Genomic DNA, 20,662 nt, shown 5'->3' on the forward strand with positions numbered 1-20,662 from the left:
TGGTCACAGCCGGTTGAGGGGCAGGACGAGCAGCGCCTCGGTGCCTCCGCTGGCGCTCGTCCGCAGTTCGATCGTGCCGCGCAGCTCCCCGGTGACCAGCGCCCGGACGATCTGCAGGCCGAGGCTGCCGCCGCGCTCGGCGTCGAAGCCCGGCGGCAGCCCAGCACCGTTGTCGGCCACCGACACATGCAGGATCTTGCGAAACCGGTGCGTCGAGACCACCACCTCGGGGGAGAAGCCGGCGGCTCCGGACTGCTCACCAGCCTCGTCGTCGGCGGGGAACCCGTGCTCGACGGCGTTCAGCAGGAGCTCGTTGAGGACCATCACCAGCGACGTGGCGAGTTCGGCGGTGAGCACTCCGAAGCTGCCCTGACGGCGCATCCGGACGGTCGACTCGGTCGCTGCCACCTCGGTCGCCGCGCTCGCCACCCGGTCCACGATCCCGTCGAACTCGACCACCTCATCGTTGGACATGGAGAGCGTCTCGTGTACCAGCGCGATCGAGGCGACCCGGCGCACCGACTCCTCCAGCGCGATCCGCGCCTCCGGCATGGCTACCCGGCGGGCCTGCAGCCGCAACAGGGCGGCGACCGTCTGGAGGTTGTTCTTCACCCGGTGATGGATCTCCCGAATGGTGGCGTCCTTGGTCATCAACGCCCGGTCCCGACGCCGGACCTCGGTGACATCGCGGACCAGCACCAGCGCGCCGATCGGCACTCCGGCGGGGATCAGCGGCAGCGCCCGGGTCAGCATGGTCGCCCCGCGCGCGTTGATCTCACGGCGGGGCGGCGCCTCGCCCCGCAGCGCGGCAAGCGCCGCGTTGGCCGCGTCGGTCCCCTCCAACGGGTCGTCGGCGAGGCGCCGGTGCAGCGCCGCGAGGTCCTCCCCCACCAGGTCCGAGGCGTAGCCGACCCGCCGGTACGCCGACTGCGCGTTCGGGCTCGAATACGTCACCCTGCCGCCCGCGTCCAGCCGGACCAACCCGTCGCCGACCCGGGGAGCCGAGGTGGTCTCCCCCGGGTGCCGGGGCGGCGGGAAGGTGCCGTCGGCGAGCATCTGCGCCAGGTCGTCCGCCGTGGTCAGGTAGTTCAGCTCCAGCTGGCTGGGGGTCCGGGCGGTCGACAGGTTGGTGTCCCGGCCGACCACGGCGATCACCTCGGCCTGCTCACCGTCGCCGGTCCGCAGCCGTACCGGGATCGCCTCGTGCCGCGCGGGCACGTCCCCGTACCAGACCGGATCGCCCTCCCGCCAGATCCGGCCTCGCCGGTAGGCGACCTCCAGGTGGTCCACCTCCGGCCCACCGGTGATCCGACCTACCTGATCATGCTGGTATGCGGTGGGCGCGGTGGTCGGTCGAACCTGGGCCACGCAGAGGAACGTTCCGTCCTCGCCCACCGGCACCCAGAGCAGCAGGTCGGCGAAGGACATGTCAGAGAGCAACTGCCAGTCGCCCGCGATCCGGTGCAGGTGGTCGATGTCAGCGGGACGCAGCTGGGTGTGCTCGTCGGCGAGGTCGCGCAGCGTGGACACGCCGCCCAGCCTGCCACGCCGGGGCTTACATCGTCGCGGTGACCTTCTTCAGGCCCCGGGGCGCGTCCGGGTCCTCGCCCCGGGCCAACGCGAGCGACAGGGCCAGCCGCTGCAGCGGCAGGATGTCCAGCAGCGGCGCGTACCGCTCGTCAACCTCGGGAACGGCGATCCGCGTCGTGGTGGGCACCTCCGCCGAGCCGACCACCACCACATCGGCGCGGCGCTCGCCGAGCCGTGGCAGCACCTCCCCCATCGCCTGACCGCCGGGGCCGGAGCCAACCACCGCGAGCACCGGCACGTCCGGATCGGTCATGGCGAGCGGACCGTGCAGCAGATCGGCACCGGAGAAGGCGAGCGTCGGTAGGTACGAGGTTTCCATCAGCTTCAGCGCGGCCTCGCGCGCGGTCGGGTACGCGTACCCCCGGCCGGTCGTGACCAGCTGCGCGGCGAAGCGGTAGCGGGGGGCGAGCTGGGCCGGCGTCGGATCGGCGAGGGTACGCGCGGCGAGTTCGGGCAGCGTGTTGAGGGCGGTCTGTTCGGCGGCCGGCAGCACGCCGTCGCCGGCCCGGATGCCCTCCACCAGCATGAGCAGGGCGAGCAGCTCAGCCGTGTACGTCTTGGTGGCGGCCACGGCCCGTTCGTGCCCGGCGGCGATGTCCACGCTCAGCTCCGCCGCCCGGGCCAGCGGTGAGTCGGGCGCATTGGTGACCGCGAGGGTGAGCGCGCCGGAGTTCCGGGCGGCCTGCAGCACCGCGGTGAGGTCCGGGGAGCCGCCGCTCTGGCTCACCCCGACCACGAGCGCGGCGGAGAGGTCCGGCTGGGCGCCGTACGCGGTGATGGAGCTGGGTGAGGCGAGCCCGGCGGGCAGACCCAACCGGATCTCGGTCAGGTAGGTGCCGTAGAGCGCGGCGTGGTCTGAGGTGCCGCGGGCGGTGAACACCACGTGCCGCGGTCGGTGCGCGGCGATGGCGGCGGCGACCCGGGCGATCGGCCCGGCGTGCTCGGCGGAGAGCAGGCGGGCGTACGCCGCCGGCTGCTCGTCAATGTCGGCGGCCATGCCGGCCCCTGGACGCGTCACAGAAACTCCTCCTGGTGCGCGATTCCCGCGCGCTTTTGTTCAGTCTTGCACTTTTCAGCGCCAAAGCGCAACACAACGAACAGCAACCCGCGACCATCGCTAAAAATCCTCACTATCACCTACGCTGACCGACCGGAGCGCATACCACCACGGCGGGAGAAAAGGTGTCCCCGGACAAGCGAGACCTGCCGGCGGCGGAAGAACTGATCCTGGCCCGACTAGCCCTCACCGAGGGCGATCTGGCGCACGCCGCCGCCCACATCGCGGGGGCGCTGGCGCAGGCGCCGACCCTCCCCGAGGCCCACGAGCTACTCGCCCGGCTCGCTGCCGTTTCTGGCAACGGACTCGACCTCTTTCCCCTGCACCAGAACGTCTTCGTCGGGACCGTCGTCGCCCGGGCCCACCTACTCGCCGCCGCCGGCCGGCCCGCCGAGGGATTGGACCTGCTCGCTGCGGCCACGGGCTACGCGCCGGCCGAGCCGTGGGCGGAGGTGCCCTGGGTGACCGCGCCCGACCTGGCCGAACGCCTCGGGCCCGAGCGCACCGCCCAGATTCTCATGCAGATCTGCGCCGCGACCGCCGACCCGGTTCCCCGAGCCGGTCGAGCCGCCCTCGCTCCATACCTCGCCCTGGCCCGCAACGCGGTGACCGCCCACCACGGGCACGCGCTGCTGTTCGGGGCCGCCTCCGCACTGGCCCGCCGGCTCGGCGAGGTAGCGCTCGCCGTCCGGTGGGCCTCCCAGGGGTTACGCACCACGCCATCGAAGATCGGCGAGGTATGGCTCGGGTACGCCTATCGAAGCGCGGGGCGGATCCCAGAAGCCCTCGCGGCGCTGGAACGTGCCGTTGCGCACGACCCCGATGACCTGGCCGTCTATGCCGACATCGCCGGCACCCTCGGTGACCACGGACGGCTGGACGAAGCCCTGGACTGGATCAACCGGGCCCTCGCCCGGGACCCGACGTTCGACTGCGCGGTGCACACCGCCCAGCGGCTGCGCTTCCGGCGCGACGGCGATGTCGCCCACCTGGTCGCCCTGGCGGATTTCATCCGGGAGCACCCCGAGGATTCCCACGAGCACACCGACCTCGCCGAATCCTGCGCCGGCCAACCCTGGCTCGGGCAGATCACGCCGGCCGCCGGCCCCGCCGTTGACGCGCTCCGGGCCAACCATGCCGGCGGTCAGCTGGGAGCCACCGTCCGGCTCGGGTCGCCGGTGCCGCCCAGCGCCCTACATACCCTCACCCGGGCCGCACCCGGCCTGCGCGTCCAGCTGACACAGGGTCCGGGACCGGACCCCCGGGAGCCCCGCCGAGCGGTGGACTGGCGCCTGTGGCGGCACGACGGCACACCCGCCATCGAAGCCCCCTCGCCACTGGCCGCGGACCACCTCCGGCAGTTCGTGCATCCGGCGTGGCCCCACCCACCGGCGGCGTACGACGCCGGCGTGGCCCTGGCCACCCTGGACCTGACCGACCTGCTCGGTCTGCTGGCCCACCCGCCGGCGACCCCGCCGACCATGCTGGGCCGGGTCCTCGACGAGCAGGACCCGTCCCTCTGGGTCCGCAGCGTTCAGGTGTGGGCCTGCCTCGGGCTGCTGCACCACCGCACCGACGAGCCGTGGCCGACCTCCACCCGCCGGTCGGTCCTGCTGGACCTGGCCTGGGGCGTCGAGGACTGGGCCACCGAAGCCGCACTCTTCGCCCTGGTCACCGTCGCCTGGGTCGACCCGACGGTCCGCCCCGAGGTCGCCGCGGTGGTCGCCGAACGACTCGCCGATGCGGTGGAGGTGACGCGAACCCGCCCGGTCCCGATCGCCCGGTCCCTGGCGCACCTGGCCCTGGCCACCCCGGACCTGGACCCGGAGTCCCGAGCGCTGGCCCAGACCCTGGCCGGTGGCCGGCTACCAACGCCAGCACCGCCCGGACGGCTTCGCCGCCTCTGGCGCGGCCTGACGACGATCTTCCGCCGCCGCTGACCACGTCGGCCCGAGGCCGGGTCAGCGGTGGGTGTCCGGGCGCTGGCGCTCCGCCTCGCCGGCCGGCACCGGGATGTTCTCGGTACGCAGCGGAATCTCCCTGATGAGCCAGGCGAGCATCGGTACGACGACGGTGAACAGCAGGGCCCACAGGAACACGTGCGAGATCGCGTCGGCGAGGTTACCGAGGACCAGTTCCCGGACCGTCTCCGGTAGCTCCCGAAGCGTCGCGAGGTCCATCGCCGCCCCGGCCTCACCGCCACCGAACATCCCGCCGGCGGGGGAGCTGGCCAACCGGCTGGCGAAGACGGCCCCGAAGAGCGAGATGCCGAATGAGCCGCCGATCGACCGGAAGAAGGTCGCCGCGCCGCTGGCCGCACCCAGATCGCGGTGATCAACGCTGTTCTGCGCAATCAGCATCGTCGTCTGCATGAGAAAGCCCATGCCGACGCCGAGCACGAGTAGGTAGAGCGAGGACTCCGCCACCTCGGTCTGCGCGTCGAGCCGCGTCAGCAGGACCATGCCGACACTCATCACCACACCGCCGATGATCGGGAAGACCCGGTACCGACCGGTCCTGGTGATCGTCCGCCCCACCACCAACGAGACCACCAGCATGCCGAACATCAGCGGCAGCAGCAGCAACCCGGATTCGGTGGCTGAGGCGCCCTGCACGGTCTGCTGGTAGAGCGGCAGAAAGCTCATCGCCCCGTACATCGCGAAGCCGAGCAGGAAGCCGATCACCGAGATCAGCGCGAAGTTGCGGTTGGCGAAGAGGGACAGCGGCAGGACCGGCTCAGCCGCCCGCCGCTCGACGACCACGAAGGCGGCGAGCGACGCCACCGCGAGAACGCACAGGCCAACGATCTGTGGCGAACGCCAGGCGTACTCGTTGCCACCCCAGGTGGTGATCAGCACGATCGCGGTGATCCCGGCCGCGAGCAGCGCGGCACCGAGCCAGTCGATTCGGTGCGCGGTGCGGTGCCGGGGCAGCCGCAGGGTGGCGACGAGCAGTACCAGCGCGGCCCCGCCGAGGGGCAGGTTGACATAGAAGGCCCAGCGCCAGGAGAGATGGTCGGTGATGAAGCCGCCGACCAGCGGGCCGGCAACCAGGGCGATGGCCATGATCCCGGCGATCATCCCCTGGTAGCGGCCCCGCTCGCGGGGCGGCACCAGATCGCCAATGATCGCCAACACACCGACCATCAGGCCACCCGCACCGAGGCCCTGCACCGCGCGGAAGGCGATCAGCTCCGTCATCCCGTCATCCGGCCCGCCGAGCAGGTCGGAGCCCGCCATGCCGCAGAGCGCGGACCCGACCAGGAAGATGACCACCGAGGTGAGGAAGATCGGCTTCCGGCCGAAGAGGTCACCGAGCTTGCCCCAGATCGGCGTGGAGACGGTGGTCCCGAGGACATAGGCGGTTACGACCCAGGTGAAGTGGTCCAGCCCGCCGAACTCACCCACGATCCTCGGCAGGGCGGTGCTGACGATCATGTTGTCCAACATCGCCAGCATCATGGCGATCATCAGGCCGAAGAGCACGACCCGGATATTCGGTCGCCTCAGTGCCGGGGCTGCCTGGGTTGCCTGGGTCATACGTCGTTCCCCTCGGGGTGGTGAGCTTACTTGCCGACCGGCTAGCCAGCTTACTAGCCGTACGGTAAGTTGGGGTGCCGACGACAGTCAAGCGGGTCAGGTGATGACAGTGCGGGAGAGCACCAGCAGCACACGGGAACGGATCAAGACCGTCGCCCTGGAGCTCTTCACCGAGCAGGGCTACGAGAAGACCTCGCTCCGCGAGATCGCCGAACGGCTCGATGTGACGAAGGCCGCGCTCTACTACCACTTCAAGAGCAAAGACGAGATCGTCAACAGCTTCGTCGAGGACCGCCTCGATCAACTGGACGACCTCGTCGCCTGGGCCAAGGCGCAACCCGCCACGTTGACCACCCGACGGAGCATCATCGGTCGGTACGCGGACACCATGTGCGCCGGGCAACACTCGTCGGTGATGCGCTTCTTCGAGCAGAACCAGACCGCGCTACGGAGTCTCACCGCCGGCCAGCGGATCCGGGAGCGGATGCTCCAGCTGGCCGACCTGCTCTGCGGCGACGACTCCTCCCCCGAGGCCCAACTCCGGGCCACCCTCGCGCTCTTCTCCGTACACAGCAGTTGGTTCGGGGTACGGGCGCCCGGCCTGACCGACCAGGAGCGACGGGAGGTCGCCCTGAAGGTGGCCGACGAACTCATCACCGCCATCGGCCCACCCCCGGCCGACGACCCCCGCTAACCCCACGCCAGCTCAGGCGGGAAGCGAGAGCCGCATTCCGCGCAGGAGCACATCGGCCACCGGCGACCAGTCCAACTCCGGTGCCCGAATGAACCCCCGCCGCAGATAGAGCCGCTGCGCCGAGGCGGCGAGGCCATCCCGAATGCAGATCACCAGCGCGGAGCAGCCCAACTCGGTCGCCCGCGCCACGCACGCCTCCACCAGAGCCGCGCCAACCCCCCGCCCCTGCGCTGCCGGGTCCACGGCGAGCATCCGGAACTCTGCCTCACCGGCTCCGGAGAGCTCGGCAAAACGCGTACCGGGCAGCACGAAGAGGACCGAACCGAGTACGGCGTCGGTGCCGGCGTCCACGGCAACCAGCACCTCACCGTGCTCCACCCGAGCCGGGACGTCGGCGAGCACCGCCGCGTACCCGTGCTCCCCCTTGAGCTGTCCGTCCGCCTCGTAGGCGGCGACGGTCAGCCGGGCGACCGCGGCATGGTCGGCCGGCGCGACGGGACGGACCCGGACAATCAACCGATCACCGCGATCAGGTCGCCGTCCTGCACCACGTCCCCCTCGTTGACCGCCAGCTCCTGCACGACACCGTCGGACTCGCTGACGACCGGGATCTCCATCTTCATCGACTCCAGGATCACCAGCGTGTCCCCCTCGGACACGGTGTCCCCGGCCGACGCGACGACCTTCCAGACGTTCGCCACCATCTCGGCGCGGATCTCCTCAGCCATCTCCACAGCCCTTTCTCTCGCGACCGTCCTGCCGACGTATCCAATCATGAGCCAGGCCAAGGCGGGTGGCCACGCCAAGACCCGATCCACCGCCAGAACCGCCCGAGCACGCTTCCAAGAAGCAGCGCGCACCCCTCGCCGGAGCGACGCCGCAGGCCGGGCCCGCCGGCCGGCGGCAGCAGCACTAGGGTCGGACGCGTCCGGTTTCCCGTCACGGCGGTCATGCTGCCGCGACGCCCACGAACCACGAGGAGGTCACCATGGCCAAGAGGGCCCGGAAGAAGAAAGCCCGTAAGAAGGGCGCGGCCAACCACGGCAAGCGCCCCAACTCCTGAACCACCACCGCGACCAGGCCCAGCCGGCTCGGCCAGCGGGGACAACGGTGGCCCGGACCGAGGTCGGTCCGGGCCACCGCGGTGTCACCCGCGGTCAGTCAGCCAACTCGCGCGACTCGCTACCGCCGAAGACCACGAGTTCGGCGAGCTTGCTGCGGAGCCGCTCACGAAGCTGGTCCGGAGCAGTCTCGTTACCGCAGCAACGGGCCACGAGCGCCTGGACCTCCTGCTCGATACCGTATTCGCGCAGGCACGGCCCGCACTCGTCGAGATGGTGTCGGATCAGCTTCCGCCGTTCCTCGGCACACTCCAGGTCCAGGTACAGATAGACCTCCGCCAACACCTCGCGGCAGTCCGTCTCGTGCGGCTCTCCACAGCTCACGTCACACCCCCCGGCCGGTCGAGCCCTTGGCCGACGACGCGGAGCTGAAGCCCCGCTCCGCCGCGTACTGCTCCAGCAGCTTGCGCAGATTACGACGGCCGCGGTGCAGGCGTGACATCACCGTGCCGATCGGCGTACCCATAATCTCGGCAACCTCCTTGTAGGAGAAGCCCTCGACGTCGGTGAGGTAGACCGCCAGCCGGAACTCCTCGGGTAGCTGCTGGAGGGCCTGCTTGATGTCGCTGTCCGGCAACCGATCCAGCGCCTCCGTCTCCGCGGAGCGCAGCCCGCTGGAGGTGTGCGACTCGGCCTCGGCAAGCTGCCAGTCGGTGATCTCGTCGGTCGGCGCCTGAATCGGCTGCCGCTGCCGTCGCCGGTAGGAGTTGATATAGGTATTGGTCAGGATTCGATACAGCCAGGCCTTCAGGTTGGTGCCCTGCTCGAACTGGTGAAAGGCCGCGTACGCCTTCAGATACGTCTCCTGGACCAGGTCCTCGGCATCTGCCGGGTTGCGGGTCATCCGTAGGCCGGCTGCGTAGAGCTGGTCAACGAAGGGCATCGCATCCCGCTCGAAGCGGGCCCTGCGCTCGTCCGTCTTCTCGGTGGTCAACCGCACATCCCCTCGCGTCGGCTGTTTCCCCGCCGAGGATACGTGTACCCGCTCGACGACAGATTCACTTCCGCCCAGGTGCCCGACCGGGACCCGGGCTACCGATGCCACGGCGGGCCAGCTCGGCCCCTCCAACACCCGGTGTAGCCGCCGCGTGTCCCGATCGCCCAACTCCCCGGCCTGCGTCTCGACCGGCATCGGCCACCCCCCTCGTCGGAAAAGTCGTCCGCGGGGTGTAACGCGGGTCGGCGGGGCGGGAATTCCAGCCATCGGCCCCCTTTCCTGGTCCCGGCCCGACCTCGGCGGGGACCGGAACTGGGACCAGGAAGGGCCCGGGAGGACCGGCGCCGCCGCCGGGCTGAGGCGGGCGGCACCATCCAGAGCAACGAGAGTCTCGCACCGCGGTCACGCCTCATCGGTGCGGTCAGACGATGCGGCCCGACGCAACCACCGATCCGGGGGGCGGGTCCAGCCACCGGCGCGCAGCCAGTCGAGGACGACCGCCGCCGTGCCCAGCGGATCCTTGCGCAGCTCATGCCGCTCCCCCGGCCGGGTGACGACGCGCACCGTCGACACCGCGGCCGCCGGTATCCCGAACGGATCCCGGTCGCCGTTCACCACCACCGTTGGCACGCTGGCCGGCAACTCGGCGGCGCGAGACCGCTCCGGTCGGCCCGGTGGGTGCAACGGAAACGCCAGCGCCACCACGCCGGCTGCCCCCACCGCGTCGGCGGTACGGCAGGCCACTCGGGCACCACTGGAGCGGCCGCCCACCACCAGCGGAACTTTGGGACACCGCGCCCGAAGCACGGACAACACCGCCGCCCAGGCCGCGTCGAGCTGCCGCGCGGGCGCGGGCGCGCGGCGGCCCGCGAGCCGGTAGGGCTGAGTCACCCGGGCAACGACCAGACCGGCGGCCAGCGCGGCGTCCCGCAGCGCGAGCAGGTCCGGCGCATCCACCCCGCCGCCCGCCCCATGCCCGAGCACCAGCAGTGCGGACGGCGAACCGACCGGCCGGTCGAGGTCCACCCCGGCCGGCCCGTGCGGGGTGTTGATCTCCTCGGTCGGCGACACACCACCATTCTGACCGTCGCTACGCTGCTCCGGCCACGCGGCCGCGCCGACCCTCAACTGCCGAGCGGCACCGGGGTCAGCCGCCGGCCCCGGACCAGCGGCCGGGCAGCGTCCGTTAGTGCGGGCTGGCCGTCGCCGCGCCAGGCGACGAGCATGGCCCGGCGTTCGCGCGGGGTGGTGCCACCCCACACGCCGTAGCAGTCGCCGACCTCCAGCGCCCAGGCGAGACAAGCCCCCTGGACATCGCAGGTGTGACAGAGTGCGATAGCGGCGTCCGCCGGCTCGTTGGGCGCCGGAAAGAAAGTTTCCGGATCAACGCTCTGACACAGACCTCTGGTGCGCCAGGCTTCGTCTCGCTGACGCTCGTGCAGTGCCCGCAACAGGCGCGTGTCACGTCGTGCCGCAGCAACCTCGTGTGGACGGGGCAGTCGTGCCCTGGTCATCCACCCACCTCCCCCGTGGGACCGGAAATTTAGGGCGTGACTCGCCGCATGCGAATCGATGCCCACCACCGGCGATCTGGTGTATCGCACTTTTTGAAGTCGATACAAGGGGTAGCGGGAAAAAGTTAAATTTACCAGGAAAGTTTTACTCTTAAAACCGACAAATCACCTGACCCCTGAGCGGATACGTCAGAAAAGTGTCTCCTCTCCGAGCCCGCTGCCACGCCGGTGCGGCGCCGACGCGGTGACCCGTTCGACAAGGCCCGGGCCGTCGTTTCGGACATTGCCGACCGCCGGCCCAACCGGACGAATCTCCAGCCCGGCCAGCCACGTCAGCGACGGCGGGGCGAGCAGGTCCACCGGCCGGTCCGTGGGCCCCAGCCAGGCGCCCCACCGCTCGGTGGGCAACAACAGCGGCATCCGGTCATGCACATCGGCCAGGTCACCGCGGGCGGGGGTGGTCACGATGCCGCAGGTGAGCAACGGACCGTCGGGGCCCTCCCACACCGACCAGATGCCGGCGAAGACAACCACCGAGCCATCCCGGGGAGTCAGGTAGTACGCCTGCTTGCCACCCGGGTGACGGACCCACTCGTACCAACCGTCCGCCGGCAGCAGACAACGGTGGCGGGCGAAGGCACGGGCGTACGCCCGACTGGTGGCCACCGTCTCAGCCCGAGCATTGATCATGCGGGCAGCGCCGGCCGGGGAGCGCGACCACGCCGGGACAAAGCCCCAGCGCCCCAGGGAGAGTGTCCGCTGGCCGGCCGCGGTGGCCTGAACCAACGGCACCGGATCGGTGGGGGCGACGTTGTAGGCTGCGCTGAGCCGACCGTCCGTTTCGTCGTACGACTCGAACATCGCGCTCAGGTCCCCCGCGGACCGGGTCGTCGCGTATCTCCCGCACACACCGGACACGCTAGCGCCCCCACCGGTCGTCTGCCGTCCCACGGACCGAGCAACAACCGGGGGTAGCCGTCAGTAACGGTTGGTGAAGACGGCAGAATGTAACCGTGGGACATCTGACCGCTACCCGGCCGCTGCGGCCGTGGACCGCGCCGACCGCCTCGGATCCGGTCTCGACGGCGCTGCGCCTACCCGGCTCCAAGTCACTGACCGCGCGTGCCCTGGTGCTCAGCGGCCTGGCTACCGGCCCATCGACGCTCGCCCGGCCCCTACGGGCCAGGGACACCGAGTTGATGGCCAACGGATTACGGGCGATGGGTGCGCACGTCTCGATCAGCGACGACGAACGCTGGCTGGTCCGGCCGCACCCGCTGGCCGGACCGGCACACATCGATGTCGGCCTCGCCGGCACGGTGATGCGCTTCCTGCCCCCGGTGGCCGGCCTCGCCGACGGTCGAATCACCCTCGACGGCGACCCACAGGCCCGCCAACGTCCGCTCGGACCGCTCCTGGACGCGCTGCGCCACCTCGGCGTCCGGATCACCTCGCCGGCCTCCGGGAGTCTGCCGCTGACCGTGCTCGGTGCCGGCAACATTCGCGGCGGCGAGGTCGTGATCGACGCCAGCGCCTCCAGCCAGCTCGTCTCCGGGCTGCTACTGGCGGCTCCCCGCTTCGACCGAGGTGTGGTCGTTCGACACGTCGGCCCACCGGTGCCCTCCGCGCCCCACCTCCGGATGACGGTGCAGATGCTGCGAGCCGCCGGTGCCGCCATCGACGACACCACCCCCGATGTCTGGACGGTCGAACCGGGCCCACTGACCGGCCGGGGCTGGGAGATCGAACCGGACCTCTCCGGTGCGGTCCCCTTCTTCGCCGCCGCGCTGGTCACCGGCGGAGAGGTAACCGTGACCGGCTGGCCGGGCGGCAGCGTCCAGCCAGTCGAACGGCTCCGCGGGCTGTTACAGGGGATGGGGGGCGAAGTATCCCTCTCCACCGCCGGGCTGACCGTGCGGGGCACCGGCAACGTGCACGGCCTGACTGCCGACCTGTCCGACGTGAGTGAGCTGACCCCGGCGTTGACCGCGCTGGCGATGCTCGCCGACTCCCCCTCCCGGTTTACCGGCATCGCCCACATCCGGGGGCACGAGACCGATCGGATCTCGGCGCTCGCCCGCGAGTTCACCGCGCTCGGCGCCGACCTCACCGAATCCCAGGACGGGCTGGCGATCCGACCCCGGCCGCTTCGCGGCGGAGTGTTCGAGACCTATCACGACCATCGGATGGCGCACGCCGCCGCGATCGCCGGGCTGGCCGTGCCCGGCATCGAGCTGAGCGACGTTTCCTGCACCTCGAAGACGATGCCGGAATTCCCGGCGCTATGGTCGGCGATGGTAACCGGCAAGAGCTGAGGGGAGCTGTCCTGGCGACGAGGCGGCGGGAGTACGACGAGGACGACGTCCGGATTCGGCCCGGCAGATCCTCACGCCCGCGTACCCGAAAGCGTCCGCGCCACGCGGACGCGGTCGAGGGGTTCGTCATCGCCGTGGACCGCGGCCGCTACACCTGCGTGCTGGCGAACGCCGACCCGAAGCAGGCACCGGTGACCGCGATGCGGGCCCGGGAGTTGGGTCGCAAGTCCGTCGTGGTGGGCGACCGGGTCGGGCTGGTCGGCGACACGTCCGGCACACCCGGGGCGCTGGCCCGGATCGTACGCATCGCCGACCGCAGTTCGGTGCTGCGACGTACCGCCGAGGATGACGCGACCACCGCCGAAGGGCGACTGGAACGGGTCGTCGTCGCCAACGCCGACCAGCTCGTGATCGTCAGCGCACTGGCCGATCCGCCGCCCCGGACCGGCTTCATCGACCGGTGCCTGGTGGCCGCGTACGACGCCGGCATCGAGCCGCTGCTCTGCCTCACCAAGGCCGACCTCGCCGGACCGGAGGAGGTGCTCGGGTACTACGCCGAGTTGGCGCTGCCCTCCGTCCTGATCTGCCCCGAGGCGACCCTGGATGCGCTACGCGGCCTCCTGGCCGGACGGATCTCGGTACTGGTGGGGCACTCCGGGGTCGGCAAGTCGACGCTGGTCAACCGCCTGGTTCCCGCGGCCACCCGGGCAGTCGGCCAGGTCAGCGCGATCGGTCGGGGCCGGCACACGTCAACCAGTGTGGTGGCGCTCCGGCTGCCGCCGGTCGCCGACGCCGCCGAGGGCTGGATCATCGACACCCCGGGAATCCGCAGCTTCGGGTTGGCCCACGTCTCCGCCGAGAGCCTCCTGCACGGCTTCCCCGACCTCACCGAGGGGGCGGCCGACTGCCCGGCGAACTGCCCACACACCGCCGGTACGCCGCGCTGCGGGCTGAGCGCCCGGGTCGGCGCCGGCCAGGCCGACCCGCGCCGGCTGGCCTCGTACCGACGGCTCCTCGCCTCCCGCACGGGTGAGAACGAGCCACGCACCAAGCCCAGTTCCCGAGACCCGAGTAGCCCGTCGGCGGAGAGTTGACCAGACCGGCACTACTGTTCCCTGGATGAAGGGTTACGCCGCCGACATCGCCCTCGCCCATCGCCTCGCGGACGCCGCCGACGTGGTCTCCACCGCCCGGTTTCGCGCCGTGGACCTGCGGGTGGACACGAAGCCGGATCTCACCCCGGTCTCCGACGCCGACACCGCGGTCGAACAGGAGATTCGGGCTCTGCTCGGCGCCGAGCGCCCCCACGACGGCCTACTCGGTGAGGAGTACGGCGAGCAGTCCGCCGCCCGCCCGGGCGGGCGGCAGTGGGTGATCGACCCGATCGACGGGACGAAGAACTTCGTTCGCGGCGTACCGGTGTGGGCCACGCTCATCGCCCTACTCGAGGGGGACCAACCGGTCGCCGGCCTGGTCTCCGCACCGGCCCTGGGGCGGCGCTGGTGGGGGGCGCTCGGCGCGGGGGCGTACGCGGGGCCGGACCAGGCGTCCGGCGCGCCGATCCAGGTATCGGCGGTGGCCGAGCTGACCGATGCCAGCTTCTGCTACTCCTCGCTCGACGGCTGGGAGGAGCGCGGACGGCTGCCGGCGGTCCTCCAGATCATGCGGGACGCGTGGCGCAGCCGGGCGTACGGCGACTTCTACGGTTACATGCTGCTGGCCGAGGGCGCGCTGGACATCATGGTGGAGCCCGAGCTGTCGCTGTGGGACATCGCCGCGCTGGTACCGATCGTGACCGAGGCGGGCGGCGCCTTCACCGACCTGACCGGCCAGCCTGCCCCGGGGGCCGCCGCCCCCGGCGGGATCAGCGCGGTCGCCACGAACGGTCCACTGCACACCGACGTCCTCGCCCGCCTGGGGCTGGCACCTGCGCGCTGATCTCGGTCAGCCTCTATCCTCGCGCTGTGGTTTCCTCCGGTTGGTGCTTCCTCGCGGCAATGATCATCGCGTACGGGATCGCCAACCTACTCCAGTCGGTCGCGGCGGCCCGGACCACCGTGCACCACTCGTTCGACCCGGGGTTGCTGCTGCGACTGGCCGGGCACCGCACCTACCTGCTCGGTCTGGGCTGCCAGGTCGGCGGTTTCGTGCTGGCCTTCCTGGCGCGACGGGACCTGCCACTCTTCCTGGTGCAGGCCAGCATGGCGGCGGGGCTCGGCGTGACCGCCCTGCTCGGGGTACTCCTGCTGAGGTGGCGACTACCCAGGGCGGAGGTCGTTCTGCTGGTACTGCTCGTCGCCGGGATCGCCGGGCTGGTGCTCTCGGCCCGGCCGGCACCCTCACGGCAGCTCGGCACCGCCGGCCTGGTAGCCCTGGCGGCCACCCTGGGCGTGATCGCCCTCCTGGGCCTCTTCGCGGTACGGCTGCACGGCGCGCCCGGATCGGTCGCGCTCGGCTCCCTCGCCGGCCTGGCCTTCTCCGCCGCGGCGGTGGCGGCCCGGCCACTTGCCTCAACCCACTCGGCGGAGGAGTTCCTCGGCAATCCGCTGTTCTACCTGCTGGTGGCCCACTCGGTCATCGGCCAGCTGCTACTCGGCCTGGCGATGCAACGCGGGTCGACCACGGCAGCCGTGGCCGCGATGGACGCGGCCGGTGCAGTGCCGGCAGCTGTCATCGGGCTGCTGCTGCTCGGCGACCAGATCTGGCCGGGACGGGAGTGGCTGGCCACAGCCGGCTTCCTGGTCACCCTCGCCGCCGTGCTGGGGCTGACCCGGTACGCGGAGCCGCAGCACCAGCACGCCGCGACCGGTAGGCGGGAACAGGTCGTGGTCAGCGTTGGCCGGGCCAGCTCGGCGCCGTCGGGGCGGCTGAGCGCTCAGGCGGCCTCAACCGGGGCGCGCCAACGGACCACCCGCTCGTAGAGCCGCTCCAGGGCAGCGCCGGTCCGCTCCCACGTGTAGCTACACCGCACCCGGTCCACGGCGGCGTGCCCGTACGCGAACCGCCCGGCGCTGTCGGCCATCAGCTGACGCAGCGTCACCCCCAACCCTCGTACATCACCCGGCGGAACCAGCCGTCCGGTGACCTCGTCCACGACGGCGTCGGCGACCCCACCCGTCGCGTACCCGACGACCGGCACGCCGCAGGCCATCGCCTCCAACGACACCCGACCGGCCGACAGGTAGCCCGACGTACAGGCCACCACGTCCGCCGAGCGGTACCAGGTGGCCAGTTGCTCGTGCGGCACCGCCCCCACCAGAGTCACCTGGTCGGCCACCCCGTTGCGTTCGGCCAGTTCCAGGAGCTGGCGCGCCTCGGCGTGCCCGGCGAGCCGCTCGCCCGGCGGGCCGCCGACGATCACCAGTTCCGCGTCGCCGATCATTCGGATCACCCGGATCAGATCCTCCTGGCCATGGCCGGGGTCGAGGGTCGTCACGGAGAGGATCCGTGGTCGCGCCTCGCGCGGCGCCGCCTCCCCGTCCGGGTGGAACAGCTCCGCGTCCACTCCCGGTGGGACCAGCGCCACGGAGGCACGTTGCAGACCCATCCGGGCCAGCTCGTCCACCTCGTCGTTGGACTGAGCCACCGCGATGTCCACCACGCGAATGAGTGCCCGCTCCAACGGAATTCGCTCCGGTGGCGCACCGTAGCGCGTACCGAGGCGGCGCAGCTGTTCGAACCCGAGCGAGTGGAACGTCTGCACGATCGGGATGTCGGTCTCACGAACGGCGTTCGCGGCGGCGAGCCCACCGAGCCAGTAGTGCCCGTGCACCAGCTCCGGCACCCAGTCGTCCGCCCACCGACCGGTCAGCCAACGGCCGTACTCGGCGACGTAGCCAACCAACTCGCCGGTGGGCGCCGCAGCGGCGGGACCGACCGGAACCCGCTCGACCAGGTAGCCGTCCGCCGTCGCGGTCGCCGCCTGGTCCGGGGCGTCGTGGCGCTCGTAGAGCCGGACGTCGTGCCCCCGCCCGGCGAGTTCGGCGGCGACCCGGGCGATGTGCTGATGGGTCCCGACAGACCGGCCGCCGGCAGCCCGGGACGGGTCGGCGTGCGCGCAGACGAGACCGACGCGCATGGTCACCTCCAGGCATCGTCACAGTGGCAGGGTCCTTCCGGTCAGAGGGTCCCATTACCCCGGGGCTGGGGAGCCGAAACCTGGCAGATCGGCGGTGGAGCGCCACCAGCACCAGCACCCACGGACTGGCAACAGCGGCCGGAGCGACGGTTATGAGACGTGGGGCAGCGGGTAGAGCACCGGCATGCGCGACGACGAGTACCCGACTCCGGTGTCCGACCCGGAGGCGATGGGCCTGCCCGACACCGCCGACGACGACTCGACGGCGAAGGACAATGTCCGGACTGGGCGGGAGGCGGACGGCCCGGACCCGGCTCAGCTGCCCGGAGACCGGATGCCGGTCGCAGTCGACCGGTTCGGGACCACCGCCGACGAACAGCTCGACGGCGAGTCGTTGGATGCCAAACTCGGCCGGGAGCGGTACGAGCGGCCGGCGGATGATCCGTTGGCCGGCCCGGTGGACCCGGACATCGCCGCCGAGGCGAACAGCCCAGAGCAGGCTGCCCAAGCCCAGCTCGACGCGGACGTGTTCGAACCGGGGCCCTCCTCCGATCCGAACTCCCCGGTCTCCCTCTACGATCACGGCCTGCTCGGTAGCGGGGCCGACACCCAGGTGGGTCGGCTGGTTGAGCCGGACGAGGGCGTCCATCCCGACCAGGAGACCGACTCGGTCGCGTACGACGCGGGTTCGGCGGGAGGCGGTGCGAGTGCGGAGGAACTGGCGGTCCACGAGACCCGCCCGCCGCCGGCGGTCTAACCCTCGGCGGTCGGCCTTCGATCCGGGTAGCGGCCCTGGCGTACGGTGAAAATTGCCACTATTCCGCACCGTGACCCCCTGCCGGGAAGGGCCATGACGAACGCAGACCCGGACCTACCGCGCACGGCTGCGCCTCCGGAACCCTGCCTGTTGATCGCCACCACCTTCGACCAGGGAGAGGTGACCCAGCTCCGGCACGCGGCCGCCGCGGGCGCGCACGCGGCGGGCCTACGCGGCCAGCGGCTCAACGACTTCGTGTTGGCGCTCAACGAGCTGACCACCAACGCGGTTCGCCACGGCGGCGGCCGCGGGTCGCTACGGATGTGGCGGCAGGCCGGGAGCCTGGTCTGCGAGGTCTCCGATCATGGGCATGGAGTCAGCAGCCGGCTACTCGGAGACCACCGCCGCCCGGCCCCGGAATCGGTCGGTGGCTGGGGGCTCTGGCTGGCCCGCGAGCTGAGCGACACCATGGATGTGGCGTCCGGCCGGGCCGGCACGGTCGTCCGCATCACGACCCTCCTGCCGATCCCACACGCCACCCCCGACTAGCTGGGGGCGGGGGCGGTTCAGCCGAAGAGCGCGCTCACCGACTCGCCGTTGTGAATCCGGCGCATCGCCTCAGCCAATGCAGGGGCCACCGACAGTACGGTCAGCTTGGGGACCCGCTTCTCGGTGGGGATGGGAACCGTGTTGGTGCAGACGATCTCCCGCACCTCCTCCTGCTCGCACAACCGCTGCACGGCTCCGTCCACGAGGAGGCCGTGGGTGCAGGCCAGCCGGATCGAGCGGACCCCCAACTCACGCAGATGGCCCATCAGCTCGACCACCGTGCTGCCCTTGACGATCTCGTCGTCCACCACGATCACGTCTCGGCCCTGGACCTCGCCGATGATCGTGCTGATCTCCACCCGGTCGCCCCCGAAGCGCTGCTTGGCACCGGCGGCGACGGGCGTGCCCAGCTGCCGGGCGAAGACCGCCGCCTCCTTGACGTAGCCCAGATCGGGCGAGACCACCACGGTGTTGCTCAGGTCATGCGACTGGAAGTGGGCGGCTAGTTCGCGTAACGCGTGCAGGTGATCGACCGGGATGCCGAAGAAGCCGTAGACCTGCGGCGAGTGCAGGGTCATCGTGAGCACCCGATCGGCACCGGCCGCGGTGAGCAGGTCCGCGACCAACCGGCCACCGATCGAGATGCGCGGCGCGTCCTTCTTGTCGGAGCGGGCGTACGCGTAGTGCGGTAGCACCACGCTGATCCGACCGGCGGAGGCTCCCCGGGCCGCGTTGACCATGAACAGCAGCTCGACCAGGTGCTCCTGCACCGGTGGGACCAGTGGCTGGATCAGAAAGACGTCCCGTTCCCGGCAGTTGGCCTGTAACTGCACTTCCAGGCAGTCGTTGGCGAACCGGGACACCCGAGTTGGGTACAGGGGCACCCCCAGGTGGGTGCAGATCTCCGCACCGAGCTCAGGATGGGCGCTTCCACTGAAAACGGCGAGCTGGCGCACAGCTACCGATTCTACGACCCGATCAGCTCCAGCGCTGGCCGGTGAGTTTCTCGTAGACATCGACGTAGCGGGCCCGGGTGGCGGCAACGACCTCACCTGGCACCTCCGGCGCCGGGCTCTGCTTGTCCCACCCGCTCCTGGTGGCCCAATCCCGCACATACTGCTTGTCGTACGAGAACTGGGCGCGCCCCGGCTGGTACGACTCGGCCGGCCAGAACCGGGACGAGTCCGAGGTCAGCAGCTCGTCGCCGACCGTCAGCGTGCCATCGGCGGCCCAACCCAACTCGATCTTGGTATCGGCGATCAGAATTCCCCGGTCGGCGGCGAGTTCGGCTCCCCGTCGGTACACGTCCAGGGTGAGCTGGCGCAGTCGCTCGGCGGTCTCCGCGCCAACCTTGTCCACCACCTCACCGAAGGTCATCGGCTGGTCGTGCTCTCCTACCGGCGCCTTGGTGGAGGGGGTGAAGATCGGCTCCGGCAGGGCGGCCGCCTCGACCATTCCGCGCGGCAGTTCGATCCCGGAGACCGCTCCGGTGCGCTGGTACTCGGCGAAGCCGCCACCGACCAGATAGCCCCGGGCGACGCACTCCACCGGAACCATCTCCAGTCGCCGGCACCGAATCGCCCGGCCGGCGAACTCCGGCGGCACGTCGGTCGCCGACAGCACGTGGTTCGGCACCAGCTCGGCGAGCTGGTCGAACCACCACAGCGAGAGCGCCGTGAGAAGTTTGCCCTTCTCCGGGATCGGCGTCGGCAGCACGACGTCGTAGACAGAGACGCGGTCCGAGGCGACCAGGATCAGGTCGTCGCCGTCAGCGTAGACATCCCGGACCTTGCCCGAGTGCAGAAGTTCCACGCAAGCTAGTACATCACGCGGCCCAGATCGGCCCGCGCCGGCAGAGCACGGTCCGGATGACTGACCGAAACGCGCGCCGGGAGCCCGCAGCCGACGGTGGACTCAACGCCGGGAGCCGCAGCCGCCGGTCGACTCAGCGCCGGGGGCCGCGCCGGCCACGGAGGACCCGCAGGGCGAGCAACACGATCACGACGACCACGACCAGGCAACAGAAGAACCCGAGGAAGCCGAAGCCCCCGCGGCGGCGCCGGGCGGCCTCGACCACCAACTCGCCCGGGCCACTGGCCGCCCAGGCCGCCACCGGGACAAAAACCGCCAGTACCACCGCACCGAAGACCGTGCTGAGCCGGCTCCACCACTTCGCGAATGCAGACATGACCCCATCCTGGCCGAACCGTGCAAGCCGGGTACGACGAAGGCCCTGGAGGAAACCTCCAGGGCCTTCTAACAAGTAGCGGGGACAGGATTTGAACCTGCGACCTCTGGGTTATGAGCCCAGCGAGCTACCGAGCTGCTCCACCCCGCGTCGGCTTCACTACTCTACCCCATCAGATCCGACCATGATCCGCCCGTTACCTTATTGATCGTCCCCAGCCGGGGACCCGGGGATACGGGTGGTGGTGGTCGGCTCGGGACGTCCCGCCGGACCGGTCCACCAATGCGCGAAAGCCCCGGAGGATTCCTCCGGGGCTTTCTAAC

General features: G+C 70.9%; 23 protein-coding genes and 1 tRNA gene. 9 read left to right on the forward strand and 15 right to left on the reverse strand.

Annotated elements, in window-relative coordinates; translation table 11 throughout:
* Positions 1-3 precede the first annotated feature (3 nt).
* Together H0524_RS03330 and H0524_RS03335 are read right to left on the reverse strand one after the other, a co-directional pair.
* Positions 4-1,530 (reverse strand): sensor histidine kinase, encoded by a 1,527-nt coding sequence (locus H0524_RS03330; protein ID WP_180197332.1) that lies wholly within the window; start codon positions 1,528-1,530, stop codon positions 4-6.
* A gap of 25 nt (positions 1,531-1,555) precedes the next feature.
* The gene (locus tag H0524_RS03335) at positions 1,556-2,587 is read right to left on the reverse strand and encodes an SIS domain-containing protein (protein WP_180197603.1); all 1,032 of its coding nucleotides are present in this window, start codon (positions 2,585-2,587) and stop codon (positions 1,556-1,558) included.
* Between the two features lie 185 nt (positions 2,588-2,772).
* On the opposite strand from H0524_RS03335, the gene H0524_RS03340 reads away from it, so the two are divergent.
* The gene (locus H0524_RS03340) at positions 2,773-4,587 is read left to right on the forward strand and encodes a tetratricopeptide repeat protein (RefSeq protein ID WP_180197333.1); all 1,815 of its coding nucleotides are present in this window, start codon (positions 2,773-2,775) and stop codon (positions 4,585-4,587) included.
* Between the two features lie 21 nt (positions 4,588-4,608).
* Here H0524_RS03340 and H0524_RS03345 read toward each other — a convergent pair whose 3' ends face one another.
* On the reverse strand, positions 4,609-6,186 hold the full coding sequence (locus tag H0524_RS03345) for an MDR family MFS transporter (RefSeq protein ID WP_180197334.1): 1,578 nt from the start codon (positions 6,184-6,186) through the stop codon (positions 4,609-4,611).
* A gap of 109 nt (positions 6,187-6,295) precedes the next feature.
* Between H0524_RS03345 and H0524_RS03350 the strand changes: the two genes are divergently transcribed.
* Positions 6,296-6,880: a TetR/AcrR family transcriptional regulator gene (locus H0524_RS03350; RefSeq protein WP_375371986.1), complete on the forward strand. Its 585-nt coding sequence runs from the start codon at positions 6,296-6,298 to the stop codon at positions 6,878-6,880.
* 12 nt (positions 6,881-6,892) lie between these two features.
* Here the strand turns inward: H0524_RS03350 and H0524_RS03355 are convergent, their stop codons facing one another.
* Together H0524_RS03355 and H0524_RS03360 are read right to left on the reverse strand one after the other, a co-directional pair.
* The gene (locus tag H0524_RS03355; RefSeq protein ID WP_180197336.1) at positions 6,893-7,396 is read right to left on the reverse strand and encodes a GNAT family N-acetyltransferase; all 504 of its coding nucleotides are present in this window, start codon (positions 7,394-7,396) and stop codon (positions 6,893-6,895) included.
* Complete coding sequence (locus H0524_RS03360; protein ID WP_018216856.1) at positions 7,393-7,614, reverse strand: biotin/lipoyl-binding carrier protein; 222 nt, start codon at positions 7,612-7,614, stop codon at positions 7,393-7,395. Before H0524_RS03360 ends, H0524_RS03355 begins: the two co-directional genes overlap by 4 nt.
* 254 nt (positions 7,615-7,868) lie before the next feature.
* On the opposite strand from H0524_RS03360, the gene H0524_RS25545 reads away from it, so the two are divergent.
* Positions 7,869-7,943 carry a 50S ribosomal protein bL37 gene (locus tag H0524_RS25545; protein WP_372492465.1) on the forward strand — a complete coding sequence of 25 codons (75 nt, stop codon included), beginning with the start codon at positions 7,869-7,871 and terminating at the stop codon, positions 7,941-7,943.
* Between the two features lie 94 nt (positions 7,944-8,037).
* Here H0524_RS25545 and rsrA read toward each other — a convergent pair whose 3' ends face one another.
* The 5 genes from rsrA to H0524_RS03385 form a co-directional block, all read right to left on the reverse strand.
* The gene (gene rsrA, locus H0524_RS03365) at positions 8,038-8,325 is read right to left on the reverse strand and encodes a mycothiol system anti-sigma-R factor (protein ID WP_018726056.1); all 288 of its coding nucleotides are present in this window, start codon (positions 8,323-8,325) and stop codon (positions 8,038-8,040) included.
* A gap of 1 nt (position 8,326) precedes the next feature.
* Positions 8,327-9,133 (reverse strand): sigma-70 family RNA polymerase sigma factor, encoded by an 807-nt coding sequence (locus H0524_RS03370; protein WP_180197337.1) that lies wholly within the window; start codon positions 9,131-9,133, stop codon positions 8,327-8,329.
* 207 nt (positions 9,134-9,340) lie between these two features.
* Positions 9,341-10,009, reverse strand: a complete 669-nt coding sequence (locus H0524_RS03375) for an alpha/beta family hydrolase (RefSeq protein ID WP_180197604.1) — start codon at positions 10,007-10,009, stop codon at positions 9,341-9,343.
* A gap of 53 nt (positions 10,010-10,062) precedes the next feature.
* The gene (locus H0524_RS03380; protein ID WP_026322483.1) at positions 10,063-10,452 is read right to left on the reverse strand and encodes a WhiB family transcriptional regulator; all 390 of its coding nucleotides are present in this window, start codon (positions 10,450-10,452) and stop codon (positions 10,063-10,065) included.
* Positions 10,453-10,641: 189 nt separating this feature from the next.
* Positions 10,642-11,361 (reverse strand): SOS response-associated peptidase, encoded by a 720-nt coding sequence (locus H0524_RS03385; RefSeq protein ID WP_180197338.1) that lies wholly within the window; start codon positions 11,359-11,361, stop codon positions 10,642-10,644.
* Positions 11,362-11,465: 104 nt separating this feature from the next.
* Between H0524_RS03385 and aroA the strand changes: the two genes are divergently transcribed.
* From aroA to H0524_RS03405, 4 genes are read left to right on the forward strand one after another with little or no spacing between them, the layout of a single operon-like run.
* Positions 11,466-12,767, forward strand: a complete 1,302-nt coding sequence (gene aroA, locus H0524_RS03390; protein WP_180197339.1) for a 3-phosphoshikimate 1-carboxyvinyltransferase — start codon at positions 11,466-11,468, stop codon at positions 12,765-12,767.
* Complete coding sequence (gene rsgA / locus H0524_RS03395; protein WP_218941313.1) at positions 12,737-13,861, forward strand: ribosome small subunit-dependent GTPase A; 1,125 nt, start codon at positions 12,737-12,739, stop codon at positions 13,859-13,861. The genes aroA and rsgA overlap by 31 nt, the downstream gene beginning before the upstream one ends.
* A gap of 25 nt (positions 13,862-13,886) precedes the next feature.
* Entirely contained in the window at positions 13,887-14,705 is an 819-nt protein-coding gene (gene hisN, locus H0524_RS03400; protein ID WP_180197340.1) for a histidinol-phosphatase, read from the forward strand.
* Positions 14,706-14,764: 59 nt separating this feature from the next.
* A complete protein-coding gene (locus H0524_RS03405; RefSeq protein WP_180197606.1) occupies positions 14,765-15,688 on the forward strand; it encodes a hypothetical protein in 924 nt (307 codons plus the stop codon).
* Here H0524_RS03405 and H0524_RS03410 read toward each other — a convergent pair.
* Positions 15,643-16,845 carry a glycosyltransferase gene (locus H0524_RS03410; RefSeq protein ID WP_180197341.1) on the reverse strand — a complete coding sequence of 401 codons (1,203 nt, stop codon included), beginning with the start codon at positions 16,843-16,845 and terminating at the stop codon, positions 15,643-15,645. The genes H0524_RS03405 and H0524_RS03410 overlap by 46 nt on opposite strands.
* 184 nt (positions 16,846-17,029) lie before the next feature.
* Here H0524_RS03410 and H0524_RS03415 point away from each other — a divergent pair, with 184 nt between their 5' ends.
* Positions 17,030-17,602, forward strand: a complete 573-nt coding sequence (locus H0524_RS03415; RefSeq protein WP_180197342.1) for a DUF5709 domain-containing protein — start codon at positions 17,030-17,032, stop codon at positions 17,600-17,602.
* 93 nt (positions 17,603-17,695) lie between these two features.
* Complete coding sequence (locus H0524_RS03420) at positions 17,696-18,151, forward strand: ATP-binding protein (protein ID WP_180197343.1); 456 nt, start codon at positions 17,696-17,698, stop codon at positions 18,149-18,151.
* 17 nt (positions 18,152-18,168) lie between these two features.
* On the opposite strand, the gene H0524_RS03425 is transcribed toward H0524_RS03420, so the two are convergent.
* The 4 genes from H0524_RS03425 to H0524_RS03440 form a co-directional block, all read right to left on the reverse strand.
* Entirely contained in the window at positions 18,169-19,107 is a 939-nt protein-coding gene (locus tag H0524_RS03425; RefSeq protein ID WP_180197344.1) for a ribose-phosphate pyrophosphokinase, read from the reverse strand.
* A 22-nt stretch (positions 19,108-19,129) separates the two neighbouring features.
* Entirely contained in the window at positions 19,130-19,963 is an 834-nt protein-coding gene (locus H0524_RS03430) for a phosphoribosylaminoimidazolesuccinocarboxamide synthase (protein ID WP_180197345.1), read from the reverse strand.
* A gap of 133 nt (positions 19,964-20,096) precedes the next feature.
* Positions 20,097-20,339, reverse strand: a complete 243-nt coding sequence (locus H0524_RS03435; RefSeq protein ID WP_180197346.1) for a hypothetical protein — start codon at positions 20,337-20,339, stop codon at positions 20,097-20,099.
* 76 nt (positions 20,340-20,415) lie between these two features.
* A tRNA-Met gene (locus H0524_RS03440) sits at positions 20,416-20,489 on the reverse strand.
* Positions 20,490-20,662: the final 173 nt, after the last annotated feature.

The sequence above is a fragment of the Salinispora sp. H7-4 genome, assembly GCF_013416675.1.
Lineage (GTDB): Bacteria > Actinomycetota > Actinomycetes > Mycobacteriales > Micromonosporaceae > Micromonospora > Micromonospora vitiensis.